Origin of the sequence: Sphingopyxis sp. QXT-31 (genome assembly GCF_001984035.1) — a bacterium.
In the GTDB taxonomy this organism is placed as follows: domain Bacteria; phylum Pseudomonadota; class Alphaproteobacteria; order Sphingomonadales; family Sphingomonadaceae; genus Sphingopyxis.
Genome location: NZ_CP019449.1, coordinates 1544384 through 1564730, shown reverse-complemented (window position 1 = coordinate 1564730; position 20347 = coordinate 1544384). Strand labels below are relative to the sequence as shown.

16 protein-coding genes are annotated in these 20347 nt (G+C 66.9%); 11 read left to right on the top strand and 5 right to left on the bottom strand.

Annotated features, from left to right (window positions below; genetic code table 11):
* Window positions 1-3 precede the first annotated feature (3 nt).
* Entirely contained in the window at window positions 4-771 is a 768-nt protein-coding gene (locus BWQ93_RS07625) for a uracil-DNA glycosylase family protein (RefSeq protein WP_232314766.1), read from the bottom strand.
* A gap of 139 nt (window positions 772-910) precedes the next feature.
* Here BWQ93_RS07625 and BWQ93_RS07620 point away from each other — a divergent pair, with 139 nt between their 5' ends.
* The 8 genes from BWQ93_RS07620 (at window position 911) to BWQ93_RS07585 (ending at window position 10795) form a co-directional block, all read left to right on the top strand.
* Complete coding sequence (locus BWQ93_RS07620) at window positions 911-2566, top strand: electron transfer flavoprotein-ubiquinone oxidoreductase (protein ID WP_077030004.1); 1656 nt, start codon at window positions 911-913, stop codon at window positions 2564-2566.
* Window positions 2567-2594: 28 nt separating this feature from the next.
* Window positions 2595-4211: a tetratricopeptide repeat protein gene (locus BWQ93_RS07615; RefSeq protein ID WP_232314765.1), complete on the top strand. Its 1617-nt coding sequence runs from the start codon at window positions 2595-2597 to the stop codon at window positions 4209-4211.
* Window positions 4208-5056 carry a 4-(cytidine 5'-diphospho)-2-C-methyl-D-erythritol kinase gene (locus BWQ93_RS07610; RefSeq protein ID WP_077030003.1) on the top strand — a complete coding sequence of 283 codons (849 nt, stop codon included), beginning with the start codon at window positions 4208-4210 and terminating at the stop codon, window positions 5054-5056. The genes BWQ93_RS07615 and BWQ93_RS07610 overlap by 4 nt, the downstream gene beginning before the upstream one ends.
* On the top strand, window positions 5053-5784 hold the full coding sequence (locus BWQ93_RS07605) for an N-formylglutamate amidohydrolase (RefSeq protein WP_077030002.1): 732 nt from the start codon (window positions 5053-5055) through the stop codon (window positions 5782-5784). Before BWQ93_RS07610 ends, BWQ93_RS07605 begins: the two co-directional genes overlap by 4 nt.
* Before the next feature lie 59 nt (window positions 5785-5843).
* Window positions 5844-7697: a dihydroxy-acid dehydratase gene (gene ilvD / locus BWQ93_RS07600; RefSeq protein ID WP_077030001.1), complete on the top strand. Its 1854-nt coding sequence runs from the start codon at window positions 5844-5846 to the stop codon at window positions 7695-7697.
* The gene (locus tag BWQ93_RS07595) at window positions 7694-8083 is read left to right on the top strand and encodes a hypothetical protein (protein WP_198040494.1); all 390 of its coding nucleotides are present in this window, start codon (window positions 7694-7696) and stop codon (window positions 8081-8083) included. The genes ilvD and BWQ93_RS07595 overlap by 4 nt, the downstream gene beginning before the upstream one ends.
* 137 nt (window positions 8084-8220) lie before the next feature.
* A complete protein-coding gene (locus BWQ93_RS07590; RefSeq protein WP_077030000.1) occupies window positions 8221-9594 on the top strand; it encodes an NAD(P)H-hydrate epimerase in 1374 nt (457 codons plus the stop codon).
* Window position 9595: 1 nt separating this feature from the next.
* Window positions 9596-10795: a class I SAM-dependent RNA methyltransferase gene (locus BWQ93_RS07585; RefSeq protein WP_077029999.1), complete on the top strand. Its 1200-nt coding sequence runs from the start codon at window positions 9596-9598 to the stop codon at window positions 10793-10795.
* Window positions 10796-10930: 135 nt separating this feature from the next.
* Here the strand turns inward: BWQ93_RS07585 and BWQ93_RS07580 are convergent, their stop codons facing one another.
* The 3 genes from BWQ93_RS07580 to BWQ93_RS07570 all read right to left on the bottom strand — a co-directional run bounded on the left by BWQ93_RS07580 (window position 10931) and on the right by BWQ93_RS07570 (window position 13032).
* Window positions 10931-11365: an MAPEG family protein gene (locus BWQ93_RS07580; protein ID WP_077029998.1), complete on the bottom strand. Its 435-nt coding sequence runs from the start codon at window positions 11363-11365 to the stop codon at window positions 10931-10933.
* Window positions 11366-11381: 16 nt separating this feature from the next.
* A complete protein-coding gene (locus tag BWQ93_RS07575) occupies window positions 11382-11813 on the bottom strand; it encodes an MAPEG family protein (protein WP_077029997.1) in 432 nt (143 codons plus the stop codon).
* A 64-nt stretch (window positions 11814-11877) separates the two neighbouring features.
* Window positions 11878-13032: a CaiB/BaiF CoA transferase family protein gene (locus BWQ93_RS07570; protein ID WP_077029996.1), complete on the bottom strand. Its 1155-nt coding sequence runs from the start codon at window positions 13030-13032 to the stop codon at window positions 11878-11880.
* A gap of 217 nt (window positions 13033-13249) precedes the next feature.
* Between BWQ93_RS07570 and BWQ93_RS07565 the strand changes: the two genes are divergently transcribed.
* Both BWQ93_RS07565 and BWQ93_RS07560 read left to right on the top strand, forming a co-directional pair.
* Window positions 13250-14146 carry a hypothetical protein gene (locus tag BWQ93_RS07565; RefSeq protein ID WP_077029995.1) on the top strand — a complete coding sequence of 299 codons (897 nt, stop codon included), beginning with the start codon at window positions 13250-13252 and terminating at the stop codon, window positions 14144-14146.
* Between the two features lie 219 nt (window positions 14147-14365).
* Entirely contained in the window at window positions 14366-16543 is a 2178-nt protein-coding gene (locus tag BWQ93_RS07560) for a calcium-binding protein (RefSeq protein WP_077029994.1), read from the top strand.
* Here BWQ93_RS07560 and BWQ93_RS07555 read toward each other — a convergent pair.
* Window positions 16540-17871, bottom strand: a complete 1332-nt coding sequence (locus BWQ93_RS07555) for an MFS transporter (RefSeq protein WP_077029993.1) — start codon at window positions 17869-17871, stop codon at window positions 16540-16542. The genes BWQ93_RS07560 and BWQ93_RS07555 overlap by 4 nt on opposite strands.
* A 162-nt stretch (window positions 17872-18033) precedes the next feature.
* Between BWQ93_RS07555 and BWQ93_RS07550 the strand changes: the two genes are divergently transcribed.
* A complete protein-coding gene (locus BWQ93_RS07550) occupies window positions 18034-20337 on the top strand; it encodes a calcium-binding protein (protein ID WP_077029992.1) in 2304 nt (767 codons plus the stop codon).
* Window positions 20338-20347: the final 10 nt, after the last annotated feature.

Genomic DNA, 20347 nt, shown 5'->3' with positions numbered 1-20347 from the left:
CTGTCAACGTCCCCGGTTGAACAGTTTGAGACTATCCCAGGCGGCCGCTTTCTGGGCCGGCCGGGTCAGCAGCATCGCAGGATGCGCGATTGCCACCGCCTCCACCTTGCCGCCATCTTGGTTAATATGGAGTAACCTTCCGCGCGCGTCTGCCAGCGCGATTTTTGTCGCCATGCGCGTGATGTCGCCGCCGATGAGAAGCAGGCGGCCGGGGCGCGCGAGGCGGAGGTGGTGCCAGAGCAGCCGGTCCAGATCGGCCGCGGCCGTCTCGTCGCAGCGTCCGCCGGGCGGTCGGGTGACGGCGAGGCTGGCGAGATAGCATTGCGCGCGCGTCGTGCCGATCGCGGCGAGCATCGCGTCGAGCAGTTTGCCCGCGGGGCCGGTGAAGAGTTGGCCGTCGCGCTGGTCGTCGATCTCGGGCCAGGCGGTGAGCAGCATCAGCGGCGCGCCGGGCTCGCCGGCGGGAAGGACGCGGCGCGCGTCCCACTGGCTGCCGGGGACGCCCGGATGTTCGGCGAGCCAGCTTTGGAAGGCGCTCCACTCGGTGGGGAGTTCGACCGGGCCTTTGGCGACGGGTGCTTCCGCCACCTGCTGGCGCTGGAGCGCGGCTGGAAGCGGGACCTGCTCGGGTCCGGCGGCGATCACCGTTTTAGGGCGCGTGGGGGCAGGGTCGTTTGCTGGAGGCGCAGCGAGCCAGCCGGCCGGCGTCTCGCCCACCAATGCATCGACGCCCGCCAACGACCACCAGTCGTGATAGCTTTGCGCCAGCAACGCAGAGTTTTGCCCACCCATCGATTTGTTTCAAACAGGCAGTTGACGGACGCGTCAATTGGCGGGCATCGCATTTCGTGACAGAATGAGCGCAGGGCACGATGAATGTCCGCGCAGGGACGGCAGAAAGGTATTTGCGGTGAGCGAACGGGAATCGATGCCCTATGACGTGGTCATCGTCGGCGCGGGTCCGGCGGGGCTTTCGGCGGCGATCCGCCTCAAGCAGCTCGCGAACGAAGCGGGCAGCGAATTGTCGGTCTGTATCCTGGAAAAAGGGTCCGAGGTCGGCGCGCATATCCTGTCGGGGGCGGTGATCGATCCCAAGTCGCTCGACGAACTGTTGCCCGACTGGCGCGAGCAAGGCTGCCCGATGGCCGAGGTGCCGGTGAACGACAACCAGCATTGGGTGCTGACCAAGACCAAGAAGGTCGGCGTCCCGCATTTCATCACGCCGGGCTTCATGCATAACAAGGGCACCTACACCGGCAGCCTCGGTAACCTCTGCCGTTGGCTCGCCGAACAGGCTGAGGGGCTGGGGGTCGAGATTTTCGCTGGGTTCCCGGCGGCCGAGATCCTTTACAATGACGACGGCTCGGTGAAGGGCGTCGCGACCGGCGACATGGGCGTCGCGCGCGACGGGAGCCACAAGCCCGACTACCAGCCGGGGCTCGAGCTGCACGCGAAATACACTTTCTTCGGCGAGGGCGTGCGCGGACATCTGACCAAGATACTGAAGCCGCAATTCGCATTGGACAGTGATTGCGAGCCGCAGGTCTATGGGCTCGGCGTCAAGGAGCTTTGGGACATCAAGGCGGAGAACCACGCCGAGGGCCGCGTGATCCACACGCAGGGCTGGCCGCTCGACGAAAATTCGAACGGCGGCGGGTTCCTCTATCATCAGGCGAACGGGCAGGTTGCGCTCGGCTTCGTGACATGGCTTAACTATCGCAATCCGCACACCTCGCCCTTCCAGGAAATGCAGAAGTGGAAGACGCACCCCGAGATCGCGAAGATCCTGAAGGGCGGCAAGCGCGTGTCGTACGGCGCGCGCGCGATCAGCGACGGCGGCTATCAGTCGGTGCCGAAGCTCGCCTTCCCGGGCGGCGCGCTGATCGGCGACAGCGCCGGTTTTCTCAACGTGCCGCGGATTAAAGGCACGCATACCGCGATGAAATCGGGCATGATGGCGGCTGAGGCGGCCTTTGCCGCGGTGAGCGCGGGGCGGAGCAGCGACACGCTCACCGCCTATCAGGATGCCTATGACGACAGCTGGGTGAAAAAGGAACTCAGCGTCGTGCGCAATGTGCTGCCGCTGGTCGAGAAATGGGGCGATTTTTTCGGCACGATTCTGTCGGGGATCACGATGTGGGCCGAGACGCTGAAGATCAAAATGCCCTTCACGATGAAGCATCATCCCGACAACACGACGCTGTACCGCGCGGACATGATGCCCAAGCCCGATTATCCGAAGCCCGACGGGGTGCTGACCTTCGATCGCCTGTCGTCGGTGTTCATCTCGAACACCAACCATGAGGAGGACCAGCCGGTCCACCTGCAGCTCAAGGACCCGTCGATCCCGGTCGAGTATAACCTGCCGATGTACGACGAGCCCGCGCAGCGTTATTGCCCCGCGGGGGTCTATGAGATCGTCGGGCAGGACGTCGGCGATCCCAAATTCGTGATCAACGCGCAAAATTGCGTGCATTGCAAGACGTGCGACATCAAGGACCCGACCCAGAATATCAACTGGGTCACCCCCGAAGGCGGCGGAGGCCCCAATTATCCGAACATGTAAGCTGGGCCTGCTCGCGGCGGCGGCGCTGATGCCGCTGACCGCGCAGGCCGCCGATGGCGGAGACGCGGTTCTGGGTGCGCTCGCGAAGGCGCGGCTGGCCGAAGACGCGGGCGATCCGCAGATGGCGCTGGCCGCCTTGACGACGGTCGCGAGCGCGGTGCCCGAGCTGCCGGGGCTGGGCGGGCGGATGCTCGAACAGGCGATCGAGGCGGGTGACTTCGCCGCGGCGCGGAGCGCGGCCTTCCTGCTGTGGCAGGCGGGCGACCGGCGATTTGACGCGCAGCTGGTGCTCGTCGCGGATGCGTTGCGCCGCGCCGACTGGAAGGGCGCGCAGGCCTATGTTGCTGGGCGGTCGGACAAGACCGGCGGCGATGCGATCGCGCGGCTCGTCGGGCCGCCGCTCAGCAGCTGGATCGCGGTTGGCGCGCGCGAGGCGGCGCCCGAACGGCATTTGCTGAGCGCCGGCGATCGTGGGCCGCCGCAACCGGCGTTCCAGCTGGAGGCGGCGCTGGTCCAGCTCGGTGCCAAGCGCCCCGCCGAGGCGGCGGCGCTCGCCGACAAGGTAATATTGACCGATCGCACGAGCCAGCTCGTCGCGATGCGCGTCGCCGCTGCGCTGGCGAAGGCGGGCGAGGGCGCGGCGGCCGAGCGGCTGCGCGGGCGGATCGCGCTCGCGGCGGGGGCGCGCGAGGATCCGGTGCTGTTGCTGCCCGACCAGCTCGTCACTGGCCCGCGCGGCGGGGTGGCGCATTGGCTGGGGCTGCTCGCCGACGGTTTTGCGCGGACGCCGAACAGCAATCCCAAGGTGCCGCTGCTCTTTGCGCGCGTCGCCTTCTGGCTCGAGCCGAACGACTGGCAGGTGCGCGGCGCGCTGCTTGAGGCGCTCTCGGGCAACGGGCAGACCGATGACGCGCTCGGCACGCTCGCCGAATTTCGCGATCCGCCGCCGGTGCTGGCGATGCGCTATGCCGAGCTGGTCGCCGACAAGGGCGGCTATCCCGCGGCGGTGAACCTCGCCGAACGCGCCATCGCGCGCGAGCCGGGGTCGCGCAGCCTGCTGGTGCGCTACGCCGACGTCGCGCGGCGCGGCGGCGACGCGGCGGCCGCCGAACGCGCCTATGCCGCGCTCGAAGCCGATCTCGGCGACGACGAGAATGACAAGGCGCTGCGCGGCAGCCTGCTGATCGCGCGCGCCGAACTGCTGTTGCAGGCGGGCGACTGGGACGCGGCCGAACCGTTGCTCGACAAGGCGATTATGCTGCGGCCCAATGATCCGAACGTGCTGAATTTCGTCGGTTATTCTTCGATCGAGCGGCGCAAGAATGTCGACAAGTCGCTCGAACAGATCGAGGCGGCGTGGGCGCAGGACCCGCAGAGCGCGGCGATCACCGATTCGCTCGGCTGGGCCTATTTCCTGACCGGCAAGCCCGGCGAAGCTGTGCCCCTGCTCGAAAAGGCGCAGGCGGGCGACCCGGCCAATGCGGTGATCGTCGAGCATCTGGGCGACGCCTATTGGGCGACGGGGCGGCATTTCCAGGCGCGCTACACATGGCGCGCCGCGGCGCTGCTCGCCGAGGCCGATATGGCGACGCGGATCGAGGCGAAATTGCGCGACGGGCTGACCCCCGCGACGACCGCGCCATGACCGTGCTGGCCGAGACGGGCTGGGCGAAGATCAACCTTGCGCTCCACGTCCGCGCGCGGCGGGCCGATGGCTATCACGAGATCGAGACGTTGTTCGCCTTCGTCGATCATGGCGACACGATCGAGGCGCGGGTGGCGGAGGCCGATGCGCTGGCGATCGACGGTGAATTCGCCGAGGGGCTGAGCGCCGGTGCGGACAATCTGGTGCTGCGCGCGGTGACCTTGCTGCGCGAGCGTTATGGCGCGGATCGCGTGCCGTCGCTGGCGGTCAGGCTGATCAAGCGGTTGCCCGTGGCGGCGGGGATCGGCGGCGGGTCGGCCGATGCCGCGGCGATGGCGCGGCTGGTGCGGACAAATTTCTTGCCCGAGTTGGGCGATACGACGCTGGCGCGCGCGGTCGCACCGCTGGGCGCCGATGTCGCGGCGTGCGTGACTAGCCAAACCTGCCTGGGCGTCGGGGTCGGCGAGTTATTGTCGCCGGTACCCGAATTGCGGCTCGGCGGGACGCCGGTGCTGCTGGTCAATCCGCGCCAGCCCGTCGCGACCGGGCCGGTGTTCGCCGCTTGGGACGGGATCGACCGCGGTGCGCTCTATGGCGACCCGGCGGGGCGCGCGCAGCTGTTTGCCGCGCGCAACGATTTGCAGCGCGTGGCGATAGCGCAATGCCCGGCGATCGTCGATGTGCTCACCGAACTCGGGGCGCTGAGCCCGTGGCTCGCGCGCATGTCGGGGTCGGGGGCGACCTGCTTCGCCTTGTTCGACGCGCTCGCCGAGCGCGACGCGGCGTCGGTGAAACTGGCGGAGAGTCACCCGCACTGGTGGCAGATGGCGGGAACGCTGCGATGAGCGAGGCGTGGACCGCGCTCGGGATGCCGCGCGCGGGCGGGGTGCTGCTGATCGGCGATCATGCGTCGAACCATGTGCCCGCCGACATCGACCTCGGCATCGACCCGGCGCTGCTCAACGAACATATCGCGATCGACATCGGCGTCGCCGAGGTGGCGGCGCTACTGATCGAGGCGGGGGCGGTCGACGCGGCGATCCTGGGCGGGGTGTCGCGGCTGGTCGTCGACTGCAACCGCGACGAGGATGCGCCGGGCGCTGTCCCCATTGCGAGCGACGGTCACGCGATCCCCGGCAACGCGCTCGATCAGGCCGGGCGCGAGGCGCGGATGGCGCGCTTTTTCCGGCCCTATCATGCGCATATCGCGGCGACGATCGCGGCAGCCAGGCCGGCGATGATCCTGTCGCTGCACAGCTTCACGCCTTCGCTTGCGAGCGATCCCGAACAGGCGCGGCCGTGGCAGGTCGGGGTGCTCTACAACGAGGATGAACGGCTCGCGGCGCCCGCCATCGCGGCGCTGGCGACGGAAGGGCTGATCGTCGGCGACCAGCTTCCCTATTCGGGCAAACTGCTCAACGCGACGATGAACCGCCATGCCGAGGCGAATGGCGTTCCTTATGTCGGGATAGAGATGCGGCAGGATTTGGTGCGCGATGGCGCGGGGCAGGGGTTGTTCGCCGAGCGGCTTGCTCGCATGTGCAGCAAACTTTCATTGTATATCGCAGGATAGGCGTGTAGAGGCGCGTTTCTTCGTCAAATTTTGAAATATTATTATCAGGATTGCTCAAAATGCCTTCATATCGTTCGCGCACCACCACCCATGGCCGCAACCAGGCCGGCGCGCGCGGGCTGTGGCGGGCGACGGGGATGAAGGACGGCGATTTCGGCAAACCGATCATCGCGGTGGTCAACAGCTTCACCCAGTTCGTGCCCGGGCACGTTCATTTGAAGGACCTCGGCCAGATGGTCGCGCGCGAGATCGAGGCGCATGGCGGGGTCGCCAAGGAATTCAACACCATCGCGGTCGACGATGGGATCGCGATGGGGCACGATGGCATGCTCTACAGCCTGCCGAGCCGCGACCTGATCGCCGACAGCGTCGAATATATGGTCAACGCCCATTGCGCCGACGCGATGGTGTGCATCTCGAACTGCGACAAGATCACGCCGGGCATGCTGATGGCGGCGCTGCGCATCAACATCCCGGTCGTGTTCGTGTCGGGCGGGCCGATGGAGGCGGGCAAGGTCGTGCTGAAGGGCAAGATTGTCGCGCTGGATCTCGTGGATGCGATGGTTGCCGCCGCCGACGAGAAATATACCGACGAAGAGGTCACCGCGATCGAGCAGGCGGCGTGCCCGACCTGCGGGTCGTGTTCGGGCATGTTCACCGCCAATTCGATGAACTGCCTGACCGAGGCGCTCGGACTGTCGCTGCCGGGCAATGGCTCGACGCTCGCGACGCACGCCGATCGCAAGGCTTTGTTCCTGAACGCCGGGCGCCTCGTCGTCGACATGTGCCGCCGCCATTATGAGGAGGACGACCAGAGCGTTCTGCCGCGCAATATCGCGACCTTCGAGGCGTTCGAAAATGCGATGAGCCTCGACATCGCGATGGGTGGGTCGACCAATACCGTGCTGCACCTGCTCGCCGCCGCCTTCGAAGCCGGGGTCGATTTCACGATGGAGGACATCGACCGGCTGTCGCGCCGCGTGCCGTGCCTGTCGAAGGTCGCGCCGGCGAAGAGCGACGTGCATATGGAGGATGTCCACCGCGCCGGTGGGATCATGGCCATCCTCGGCCAGCTCGAGCGCGCGGGGCTGATCCACGCACATCTGCCGACGGTGCACAGCGCGACCTTGGGCGATGCGCTCAACAAATGGGACATATCGCGCACCAACGATCCCGAGGTGCAGAAATTCTTCATGGCCGCGCCCGGCGGCGTGCCGACGCAGACCGCGTTCAGCCAGGACCGGCGCTGGAACGAGCTCGACCTCGATCGCGAAGCGGGGGTGATCCGCTCGGCAAGCCACGCATTCAGCCAGGATGGCGGGCTCGCGGTGCTGTCGGGCAATGTCGCGCTCGACGGGTGCATCGTGAAGACTGCGGGGGTCGACGAGAGCATCCTCAAATTCTCGGGCCCCGCGAAGGTCTACGAGAGCCAGGACGCCGCGGTCGCGGGCATCCTGACCGGGCAGGTCGTCGCGGGCGACGTCATCGTCATCCGCTACGAAGGGCCGAAAGGCGGGCCGGGCATGCAGGAAATGCTCTATCCGACGAGCTACCTTAAGTCGAAGGGGCTGGGCGCCGCCTGCGCGCTGGTCACCGACGGCCGCTTCTCCGGCGGCACCTCGGGGCTGTCGATCGGCCATGTCTCGCCCGAGGCGGCCGAGGGCGGAACGATCGGACTGGTCGAGAATGGCGACCTGATCAACATCGACATTCCGGCGCGCACGATCACCCTCGCGGTTGCCGACAGCGTGCTGGCCGAGCGTCGCGCCGCGATGGACGCGGCGGGCTGGCAACCCGCGAAGCCGCGGCCGCGCAAGGTTTCGGTAGCACTTCAGGCCTATGCCGCGATGACGACGAGCGCCGCGCGGGGCGCGGTGCGCGACCTGTCGCAGCTGAAGGGGGCCAAGGGTTGAGGATCATCGGACTGGCGGTTCTGCCGCTGTTGCTGCTTGCGGCCTGCGACCGCGCGCCGGACAATGCGAAGCTGGCCGAGGCCGAAGCGAAACAGTCGCGCGATGCCGCGAACGACGGCCGCATCGACTGCGCGCTCGAGGGCGCGAAGCTGTTCGACCGCACCTGCACGGTTCAGGAGATCAGCGGCGCCGACGGCGCGGTGCTGGTCGTCGGGCGCAGCGACGTGGGCTATCGCCGGCTGCAGATCACCACCGAGGGGCGCGGGGTGATTTCCGCCGACGGCGCCGAGGTCGCGAATGTGTCGATCGTCGACGAGGGCGTGATCGAGGTGGCGATCGGGAATGACCGCTACCGCTTGCCGGCGGATACTGGCGGGGTGGATTAACAACATCGTCATTGCGAGGAGCCGAAGGCGACGCGGCAATCCGGGGTAGCGTAAACCCGCTCTGGATTGCTTCGCTACGCTCGCAATGACGGAGTGTTGTGGGGCGACTTTTTTGTGCATCCTGCTACCACAACCCCATGCCCGTTCCCGCCGACGCCCTGATCCTGACCACCGCCGCGATGCGTGCGGCCGAGGCGGCTTGTGCGGCGTCGGGGATCTCGCTCGCCGAGCTGATGGACCGCGCGGGGGCCGCGGTGGCCGACACCGCTTGGCGGATGGCGGCGGGCGGTCCGGTGCTGATCCTGTGCGGGCCCGGGAACAATGGTGGCGACGGTTATGTCGCGGCGCGCTTGCTCGCAGGGCGCGGGGCGGAGGTGCGCCTCGCGGCGCTCGCCGAGCCCGCGACCGACCTGGCGCGCGCGGCGCGGGCGCGGTGGGACGGGCCGGTCGAGGCGCTGACGCCGGAGACCGCGCCGGCGCCGCTGGTCGTCGATGCGCTGTTCGGGGTCGGGCTGACGCGCCCCATTGGCAACGATCTGGCGGCGCTATTGCGGCGCTTCGCGGGGCGGCGGGTGCTCGCGGTCGATGTGCCGAGCGGGGTCGATGGCGATGGGGGGCACGACTGGACCCCGCCGCTGCCCGCCGATGTGACGCTCGCGCTGGGGGCGCTCAAGCCTGCGCATGTGTTGCTGCCCGCTGCGGCGCATTGCGGGCGTGTGCTGTTAGCGCTGATCGGGATCGCGGCGGAGCGGGCGGTGCGGACGGCAACGAAGCCGGTGCTCGCGGCGCCGGCCGCCACCGCGCACAAGTTCAATCGCGGGATGGTGCTGGTTCGCGCGGGGCCGATGCCGGGTGCGGCGCGGCTGACCGCGGCGGCGGCGCTGCGCAGCGGGGCGGGTTATGTGGTGCTCAGCGGGGCGGCGGATGCGCCTTTCGATGCGATCATCGCCGAAGATGGCACGCGTTTCGAAGAACGGCTGGATGATGCTCGAGTTGGCGCGGTGGTCGCCGGGCCGGGCTATCCCGTGGCCGACGCGCTCAATCGCGATGTCGCTGCGGCGCTCGACAGTGGCAAGCCGCTGGTGCTCGATGCGGCCGCCATCGCTTCGGCCCTGCCGCGCCTGCGGGCGCTTGGCGGGGCGGTGCCCGCAATCCTGACCCCGCACGAGGGCGAGTTCGCCAAGGCCTTCCCGGGGCTGGGAGGCAGCAAGATCGGGCGCGCCAAGGCCGCCGCCGCCGAAGCCGGCGCGGTCGTCATCTACAAGGGCGCCGACACCGTCATCGCCGCGCCCGATGGCCGCGTCGTCGCGGCCTGGCCGGGCAGCCCCTGGCTCGCGACCGCGGGGACCGGCGATGTTCTCGCGGGGGCGTGCGGCGCGATGCTGGCGCGCGGCGGCGATGCCTTCGATGCGGCGGTGGCTGCGGTGGGCTGGCATATTGCGCGCGCTCGGGCTATCGGGCGCGGCCTTGTCGCGGACGATCTCGTGGCCGACGACCTGCTGAAAGACTGATGTGAGCGAAACCGCCCTGATTACCCGCATCGCCGCGCGCGGCGAAGGCGTCACCGAGGACGGCCGCCATGTCGCGGGTGCGGTACCCGGTGACCGCGTGCGCCCCGACGGTATCCTGATCCCCGGCCCGAACCGCGCCGAGCCGCTGTGCCGCCATTTCGGCAAATGCGGCGGGTGCCAGTTGCAGCACGTCGCCGAAGATGCGCTCGCCGATTATGTGCGCGACCGGGTGGTGGGCGGACTGGCAGGGCAGGATGTCGAAGCGGCGGAGGTATTGCCCGCGCTGCTGTCGCCGCCGCATAGCCGCCGCCGCGCGGCGCTGACCGCGTTGCGCACCGGCAGGCAGGTCGCGCTTGGTTTCAACGCGGCGCAGAGCAACCAGATCGTCGACATGCGGATGTGCCCGCTGTTGCTGCCCGAGCTCTTCGCGCTGGTCGAGCCGGTGCGCGAATTGCTGGCGCTGATCGCGCCGCAGCGGCGGCCGGTGAAGGTCAAGCTGCAAATGCTCGACCAGGGCGTCGAACTGGTGCTCGAAGGCGTGAAGGCCGAGGGGCTCGATGCGGCGATGGCGCTGCAGGATTTCGCCGGGGCGAACCGGCTCGCGCGCTTTGTCATCGACCAGGGCGGCGGGCCCGAGACCCTGTGGCAGCCCGACCCGCCGACGGTACGCTTCGGCGGGATCGCGGTCGAGGTGCCGGTCTTTGCGTTTCTGCAGCCGACGGTCGTGGGGCAGGAGGCGCTGGTCGATGCGGTGACGAAGGCGATCGGCGATGCGCCGGCAGTGGCCGACCTGTTCGCCGGCGTCGGCACCTTTGCGCTGTCGGTGCAGGCCGGGCGCAAAGTCTATGCCGCCGAGGGCGCGCGCGATGTGGTCGCGGCGCTGACCGGCGCGGCGAACCGCGCGCGGGCGCTGGTCGCGACCGAGCATCGCGACCTCTTCCGGCGGCCGCTGGTGCCCAAGGAGCTCGATCGTTTCGGCGCGGTGATCCTCGATCCGCCGCGTGCGGGTGCCGAGGAGCAGGTCAAGGAGCTCGCGGCGTCGAGCGTGCCCGCCATCGCCTATGTCAGCTGCAACCCCGCGAGCTTCGCGCGCGACGCGAAGACGCTGGTCGCGGGCGGCTATCGGCTCGACTGGGTGCAGCCGGTCGGGCAGTTCCGCTGGTCGACGCATGTCGAGCTGGCGGGACGGTTCAGTCGGTAATTCCCCTCCCTGAAAGGGAGGGGTTAGGGGTGGGTAGCGCCGAAGGCGCAAGGCTGCATACACACCCTCGCTGCAACTAGGCAGCAAGCTGCCAAGTCTCGCTGCCCCTCCCTAGAAGGGAGGGGAAAAGCTGGCTCAATGCAGCACGAAGCCCATGAAGGCATGCACGCACAGCGCGAGCAGCGCGAGGCTGGCCAGCGCGAAGATCGCGAAGCGCCACATCACGCGGTTTACCGTCACCTGGACCAGGCTGTGCAGGATGCGCAGGCCCACATAGGCCCAGGCGATCTGCGTGTTGAGCCCGCCGCCCATGCCGCCGACCGCGAGCGCCAGCGCGACCGCGTAGAAGACCGTCGGTTGCTCCATCAGATGGTTGTAGTTGTGCGCCTTCCACTGAACCTCGGGCGGCAGCACCTCGTCGAGATTCTTGCCGGTGCCGCCCACCATCTTGGCGGCGTCGATCTTGGCGCGGCTCATCGCGGGGATGCGCGTCGCGTACATCCACACCCACATCACCATCGACCAGAGCGCGAGCGTCGCGACCGGTCCCAGAATAGCGTTGGTTTCCATCTTCTTCTCTCCCCCTTCAACCCAGAGTTGCGATCACCGCGAGCAGCGCGAGCACAAACAGGCACAGGGTCGCGGCCGCGAAAATGGCGAAGCGCACCGGGATGCGGTTCACGGTCGACTGCCAGAAGCTGTGGACGATGCGCAGCACCGCATAGGCCCAGGCCAGCCAGACGACATAGGCCGGGTAGCCCCCGGCGCCGTGCAGGATCAGGATCACCGCGTAGAAGATCGTCGGCTGCTCGCACAAATGCGTATAATTGTGCGACTTCCAGTTGGTGAGCGGCGGCAGCACGCCCTCCAGATCGACGCCGCGGCCGCCGGGCGCTGCCGCCTTGAGGTCGATGCCCGCTTTCGCGAATGCCCGGAAGCGGGCGACACCCGCCCAGCTCAACATGATCAATGTCCACAGTGCGAGCACCGCGCCCGGTGCGAGGATGTTCGGCGTCATCTGCTCCCCCCTCTTGTTTGGCCGCGATGCTAGGGATCGCGCGCCGATATGCAATTGCCCAAATTCACCCGTGCCGCGCCGCCAGCTCGGCGCGGATTGCGTCGCCGTCGGCGCCTATCCGGGGCGCGAAGCCGATGTCGCGCTCCGGCACGGCGCCATATTTGACCGGCGGCTGCATCTCGTAATAGCCGCCGACGTCGGGATGCACGCGGTGGCGGAAGAAGCCGGTTTCGGTCAAATGCGGGTCCTCGCGGATGTCCTGCAGGTCGCGCACCGACATCGCCGGAATATCGTTCTCGGCGAAGAGTGCGAGCCATTCGGCGCTCGAGCGCGCCGGGGTGCGCTCGGCGATCGCGGTGTAGACCAGCGGCATATGCTGCAGCTTCGCCTTCGCCGCCTCGAATTCGGGCGTCGCGAGCAGTTCGGGGCAGCCGAGCAGGCCAAGCAGCCGCGCGGTCGATTCGGCGGTATAGGGCACGATCGCCAGATAGCCGTCGCTGGTCGGAAAGGGCTGGCGCGTCGGGTCGAGCTGGCGCGGATAGCCCGCGGGACCGATCGGCGGGTCGAGCGTGTCGTCGCGCAGATGCTCGACCATCATGAAGCTGGTAAAGCATTCGAACATCGACACCTCGACCGCCTGCCCCTCGCCGGTGCGCAATTTGTGGATCAGCGCCGCGAGGATCGCCTGCGCGCCATATTGGCCCGCGACCTTGTCGGCGATCAGCGAGGGCAAATAGCGCGGGCGCGGGTCGCCGTCGACGCGCGGCAGCAGACTGGTGGTGCCCGTCGCGGCCTGGATGACGTCGTCATAGGCCTGCAGATCCGCGTACGGCCCGTCCTGGCCGAAGCCGGTGCCGTGGACATAGATAATGTCGGGCTTGATCGCCCGGCAGCCCTCATAGTCGAAACCCAATCGCGCGATCGCCTTGCCGCGGACATTGTGGAAAAAGACGTCGGCGGTCGCGATCAGTTCGCGCAGCACCGCGGCGTCCTCCGCTTGCTTGAGGTCGAGCGCGATCGAGCGTTTGCCGCGATTGACCGTCAGATGGACCGACCCCATCGTCGGATCGGGAATGCCGTTGCCAAGATAGCGCGAGATGTCGCCAAGGCCGGGGGCCTCGACCTTGATCACTTCGGCGCCGAGATCGGCGAGCATCTGTGTCGCATAGGGGCCGAAGATGACCGTGGTCAGGTCGATGATCCGGATGCCTTCCAACATGCTCACGCCGCGTTTCTCCTCTGCAACTCGTCCGGTGAAGATAGAATGATTGCGAAGTGAAACGGAAGAGGCGATTGGCCCGACCGCAAAACATCGGCGCCGCCGCGCGTGGACGCCGGACGTTTCGGCGCCGCGCGACGGCGGCGCGGTTACGGCCGACTGCGGGTGCAACCGGGCCACGTTTGCGGCGTTGGGAGGATGAAAAGGAGATCTTCCCATGATCAGGACCAACAACGTCGCGGCACTGGCCTTCGGCGCGCTGCTGCTTTCTGCCAGCCCGGCGCTCGCGCAGAGCGACACCGCGCAGCCATCGACCGAAAAGCAGAAGCTGCGCGTCGGCGACATATTGGGTTCGCTCTTCGGCGACCGCCTCGGCACCTCGACGTCGATCGAGGGGCAATGGGCCGTGGGCCGCAAGCCGCTCAACACGAACCGCACGCAGTTCCATACGCGGATCGACGGCGATGTCAGCGCGGGAACGCTCACCCAGAAGAGTGGAGCGCGGATGAAGGCCGAATATGACGAACTGGTCGCGCTCGAGACGCGCTATGGCGCCGACGGTCGCTTCACGACCGCCGAGCGGACCGAGCTCGGCGACCGCTATGGCACGCTGACGCAGGCGCTGTCCGAGGGCGGCTATGCCGACACGCGCGAGCCCGACACGCTATCCGTCGCCGACGGCAAGGCCGAATTCACCCGCCGCGTCGATGCGCAGGTGAGCGCGCGCCGGCTGACGCGCACCGCGGGCACGCGGCTCAAGACCGATTATGCCGCGCTGATCACCGCGGAAGCGACCTATGCCCGCGACGGGATCAGCGAGCGAGAGCGCGACGACCTCGACGCGCGGCTGGATGCGCTCGACGCGCGCGTCGGCGATACCAGTTACGGCAGCAATCCGGTGGTGCTCGACAACAGGACGCGCCTCGCCAATGTCGACAGCGCGCTGCGCACCAGCGGCCTCAGCACGACCGCGCAAGCGCAGGTGCGCGTCGAGGCGGGCGACCTGACGCGGCTCGACGCGGCGTATGCTCGCGCGACGCCGTCGAGCGACGACCGCGCCTATCTGGAACGTCGCATCGCCGAACTGGAGGTGAAGGCGAAGGTGAAGCGCTAGGCGCTACGCCGCCAAGTCGCTGTCATCGCACGCAGATCGCGCTTCCCGCCATCTTCGCTTTCGATTAGGAGGTCGAAAGCGAAACTGTGACGGGGAGTCGCGGCGTGCCGTTTGATTACTGGAATTTCAGCCCTCCCGTCGGCCCGCGCGGGGGGGGGGTATCCCTCGAGCCATAAGCTTGCCGACGGAAATGTTTTCGTCGTCTTCAGCGGCTATTACATGATCTTCGATCCACTCGGGCGCACGGTTTCGAGCGGCACGATCGCCGTTACCGGCGCTATCTTCGATATCGAATTCCGCGCCAATGGGTCGTTTTCGGTGCTCTCGTCCGGGGTCGTCGGCAATGACGAAGTGCTGAACATGCGCCACTTCGATGCGGCGCTGCAACCGATCGGTCCGGATATTCGTATCGCGAACGATTTCGGCCTGCGCGGCAACCGCAGCGCGACGCTCGAGGCGCTGCCGGGCGGCCGCTATGCGGTGGTCTATTCGACGGATACCGCGGGTGATGCGAATATCGCACTGCGCTTGGTGAGCGCAAACAGCGTGCCGGGCAATCCGATCATCGTCAACACTGCGACGGCGGGGAATCAGATCGATGCGCGCATTGCGACCAATGGCGGCAATCTATTCATCACCTGGTGGGACCGGGAAACCGGCGATGTCCGGGGCCAGATGATGACGCTGGCCGGACAGCGGATCGGGACCGAGTTTCTCGTTTCCACCGATGGCGACGGCCTGGCGGGGCTCCCGTATGTGGAAGCCTTTGCGAACGGCAATTATATCGTCGTTTGGGAAGTCGATGGGGGAACCAACTTCGGCGGCTATTTGGCGCGTGCACGCTTATTCGGACCCGACGGCAATCCCATCGGCAGCGAGTTCGCCGTGAATGACGGAAACGGTGCCAAAGCACCGAATGTCACCATCCTGGAAGACGATAGTTTCATCATATCCTATGCCGGCGAGGGCGGAGCCCGCTTTCGCTGGTTCGACGCCGAGGGTGATCCGCTCTCGGATTCGCTGGCCGTGTACGGTTTCCCCGGGCATCAAATCTCGCTGGTTCAATTCAGCGACGGTCGGATCGCGGCCTTCGGCGTCGACGACCGTATGCAATTTATCATTCTCGACACGCGCGGCGGTAATCTGAACGGCGACGAGCGCGACAATATCCTCGTTTCCCCGCGCGCCGGCGATTCGACCATCTATGGCTTTGGCGGCAACGACCAGTTTTTCGGCAACGACGACGACGACCTGTTCATCGGCGGGGCGGGCAACGACGTTTTTCAGGGCGGGATCGACCGGGGTCGCTACGGTGGGAACGACCGCTTTTATGGCGGTCCCGGCGACGACGTCTATTATCTCAGCGCTTTCAGCAATGGCCCCCACAGCACGCTCTATTTCGAGAACCCCGGCGAAGGGAACGACACCGTCTATACTTATGGCGGCTATATGTACGCCAATGTCGAGAATGGCATAATCGTCCAGGATGCGGGAACGATATCCCTGGTCGGCAATGATTCCGACAATGTCCTGACCGGCAACGATTCGCAGAACCTCCTCATCGGCGGCGGCGGCAACGACACCATCTATGGCGGCGGGACGCGCGTAGGGCATCCCGACCATGCGCGCGACAGCCTGTTCGGCGAGGCCGGCAACGACACGCTCTATGGCCAGATCGGCGTCGATTATCTCGCGGGCGGTACCGGCAACGACAAGCTGTACGGCGGCGAGGATGCCGACGAGATATATGGCGAGGACGGCGACGACCTGCTCGACGGTGGCGCGACCTTCGACACCGACATCCTCGTCGGCGGCGCGGGCAACGACCAGCTGTTCGGCAATTCGGGGCTGCACGACTATGATCTGATGGACGGCGGGGCGGGCGACGACGTCTATTATGTCGACACCGGCGACGACCTGACCTTCGAGGCGGCCGGCGGCGGCACCGATACGGTGATTGCCGAGATCAACCTGCCCAATGCCGGGGTCTATCTCTACGCCAATGTCGAAAATCTCGAGCTGCGCGGCACGACGGCGTTCGGCGTCGGCAACGAACTCGACAATCGCCTGACCGGCAATGCCTCGGTCAACACGTTGCTCGGCGGCGCGGGCAACGACCTGTTGAACGGCAAGGGCGGCAACGACATATTGTTCGGGCAGGCCGGGGCCGACACCTTCCTGTTCGAGCGCGGGACCGGCGGCGACGTGATCGGCGATTTCCTGCTCGGCACCGACAAGATCAACCTCGCGGCCTTCGGTTTCACCAGCTTTGCGGCGTTGCAGGCCGGCTTCAGCCAGGTCGGCAACGACGGGGCGATCAATCTGGGCAACGGCGACTTCGTCGTGCTGCACGGCGTGACGATGAGCGCGCTGGCCGCCGGGGACTTCATCCGTTAGGCGGTGGCCTCGGCCGGCGGCGGGTTCGGCTCGTCGCTGCGTGCGGCATAAATGGCGGAAATCTGGCGATAGGCGCGCGAGCGGAACGCCAGGATCGTCGCGACCACGCCGAGCACGCCGGTCAGCGTGAAGACGATCGCGATGCCGCGCTCGGCACCGCGGCCGTACCAGTCGCCGATCGCGTCGGCGCCCGCGCCATCGGTCATCAGCGGCACGAAGACGAACTGCGTCAGCGGCGCGATTACGAAGGCGGTGACCGGCGCAGCGGCCTGCTCGACCGCCTGCGCGAAGCCGAAGACGCGGCCCTGCCGCTCGAAGGGAACGACCTTCTGCAGCGTCGTATGCTCGGCTGCCTCGGCATAGGGACCGAGGAAGAGCCAGATGAAGCAGCCGATCGCGAGCAGCGGGATCGACGACTGGATCGTGAACACGGCCGCGACCGACCAGACGATGAAATTGACCAGCAACAAGGTGCGCACCGGATTGGCGCCGAGCCCGGTGCGTGCGATCAGCGCGCCGCTGAGGATGAAGGCGCACGAAACGAACGCCCACAGCAGCCCCCAATGCTCGACGGGCATCAGCGACAGGCCGTAGGCGTCCATCAGCGCCATGAACACTCCGCCGAGCAGGTTGTTGAACGCCGAGAAGAAGATGAGCGCGAACAACCCCGAAATGCCCGCGACGAGCCGGATCGTGCCGGCAAGATCGACCTGGCGCGGCGTATCGGTGTCGGCCGACGGGCGCGGCTCATCGACGTGGACAAAGAGCAGATGCACCGCCGCCGCCAGCGAAAGGATCATCGCGAAACCCAAAGTCGCGACCATGCCGCCCCACGCGACGAGGAAGCCGCTGATCGCCGAGGTGGTCAGGAAACCGACCCCGGTGACCATGCCGACGAGCCCGTTCGCCTTGTCGCGCCGGTCCGCGGGGATCAGCAAAGTGACGATCGTCGGCAGCGCGATGTTGCGGATATTGCCCGCGATCGCGCCGAGCATCGTCAAGAGGACGAATAGCCAGAGCGCGGACCCCGCAGTATCGGCGGTGCGCACGGCGGGGATAAGCGCATAGGCGGCGAGCGCCACGCCATAGAACGCGAGCGAGGCGATGCTCGAGACGATCATGACGCTGCGCTTGCGATGATGGTCGACGAGGCTGCCGAACCAGATCGCGAGTGATGCGGTGAGCACCATATAGATGCCCGCGATCATCCCCGTCGCGAACACCGACCGCGTTTCGAGAAATATCCAGAAGGTCAGCGCGAACCACACCGTAAAATTGACGATGTTGGCGACGAGGTTGTTGGCGAGGAGATGGTGGAAGGCGCGCATGGGCCGCGCAATCTAGCGCGGCAAACAGGAAGCGCCAGCGCGAAGCTGTCGCAGCGATAGCGGTCGGCACCGCCAAGTCCCTGTCATCGCACGCAGATCGCGCTTCCAGCCGGTCCTTCTTTCGGTTAGCATCGTGCCGGGACGGGTCGGGGGAGTTGCGCGATGGCGCTGGATATCTGGAAATTCAACACCGGGGTCGGTAGCGCGGCCGGTTTTCCGTCGACCTTACAGCTCGCCAACGGCAATTTCATGGTGATCTGGTCGGGCAACGGCAATGGAGGCATGCAATATGCCATTTTCGACCGCTTCGGCCGCAGCACCGCGAGCGGGCCGATCGACGGCGGTTCGGGCAACTCGCAACAGGTCTATGGGCTCGAGCCCAACGCCAACGGCGGTTTCACCTTGCTCTATCGTCAGGTCGTCAACAACGCCGACGTGCTGAGCATGCGGCACTTCGACGCCAATGCGCAGCCGATCGGCGCACCGATCACCGTCGCGAACGACATCCTGCCGCTGACCAATCTCGCGGCGGGGTTCGAGGCGCTGCCGGGCGGCGGCCATGTGGTGGTCTATTCGATCAACGACGGGGCCGACGTCCAGAATATCGCGCTGCGCATCGTCGGCGCCAACGGCGTCGCGGGCAATCCGATCATCGTCAACACCACGACCGCCGGGCGCCAGTTCGACGCGCGGGTCGCGACCAACGGCGACAATCTGTTCATCAGCTGGTGGGACGAAGCGACCGGCGACGTGCGCGGGCAGATGATGACGCTGGCCGGGCAGCGGATCGGGAGTGAGTTCCTCGTCCAGTCGGACAGCGCCGGTTCGGCGGGGCGCCCGCATGTCGAAACTTTGAGCTCGGGCAATTATGTCGTCGTCTGGGAAGTCGACGGCGGCCCCGGCGGCGGGGTGTCCTCCTATGCGCGCATCTTCAATTCGGCGGGCAATCCGGTCGGCGGGCAGTTCCTGGTCAACGAAGAGCCTGGCGGCGGCGCGCCCAATATCACCGTCCTGCCCGACGACAGCTTCATCATCTCATACTACAACGGTTCGGGCGCCGGGTTCCGCTGGTTCGACGACGACGGCACGCCGCGGTCGGGCTCGCTGCTGACGCCGACGATCCCTGGCGGCCAGACATCGCTCGTCTCGCTGGGCGACGGCCGCATCGCGGCCTTCGGGATCGACAGCTTCCTGTCCTTCATCATCCTCGATACCCGCGGCGGCAACCTCAACGGCGACGAGGGCGACAATATCCTCGTCTCGACGCGCGTCGGCGATTCGACGATCTACGGCTTCGGCGGCAACGACCAGTTCTTCGGCAACGACGACAACGACCTGTTCGTCGGCGGGGCGGGCAACGACGTCTTCCAGGGCGGGCTCGGGCAGGACCGCTTCCTTGGCGGCACCGGCGACGACACCTATTATCTGACCGCGTTCAGCGACAATATCCACCGCACGCTCTATTTCGAGAATCCGGGCGAGGGCAATGACACCGTCATCACGCGCGGCTTTCACTATATGTACGCCAATGTCGAAAATGGCGTGATCGTCGAGGATGCGGGGACCAGCTGGCTGGTCGGCAACGCGTCGGACAACATCCTGACGGGAAACAATTCGCAGAACCTGCTGATCGGCGGCGGCGGAAACGACATCATCTATGGCGGCGGGTCGCGGACCGGCCACCCCGACCATGCGCGCGACAGCCTGTTCGGCGAGGCGGGCAACGACACGCTCTATGGTCAGATCGGCGTCGATTATCTCGCGGGCGGTATCGGCCACGACAAACTCTATGGCGGCGAGGATGCCGACGAACTCTATGGCGAGGACGGCGACGACCTGCTCGACGGCGGCGCGACCTTCGACACCGACATTCTGGTCGGCGGCGCGGGCAACGACCAGCTGCTCGGCAATTCGGGGCTCCACGACTATGACCTGATGGACGGCGGCGCGGGCGACGACGTCTATTATGTCGACACCGGCGACGACCTGACCTTCGAGGCCGTGGGCGGCGGTACCGATACGGTGATCGCCGAGATCAACCTGCCCAATGCCGGGGTCTATCTCTATGCCAATGTCGAAAATCTCGAGCTGCGCGGCACGACGGCTTTCGGGGTCGGCAATGAGCTCGACAATCGCCTGACCGGCAACGCGTCGGTCAACACGCTGCTCGGCGGCGCGGGCAACGACATATTGAACGGCAAGGGCGGCAATGACGTGCTGTTCGGGCAGGACGGCGCGGACATCTTCCTGTTCGAGCGCGGCACCGGCGGCGACGTGATCGGCGATTTCCTGAGCGGCACCGACAAGATCGACCTCGCGGCCTTCGGTTTGACCAGCTTTGCGGCGCTGCAGGCGGGATTCAGCCAGGTCGGCAACGACGGGGCGATCAATCTCGGCAACGGCGATTTCATCGTGCTACACGGCGTGACGATGAGCGCGCTGACCGCCGGGGACTTCATCCTCTAGGCGACCGCCT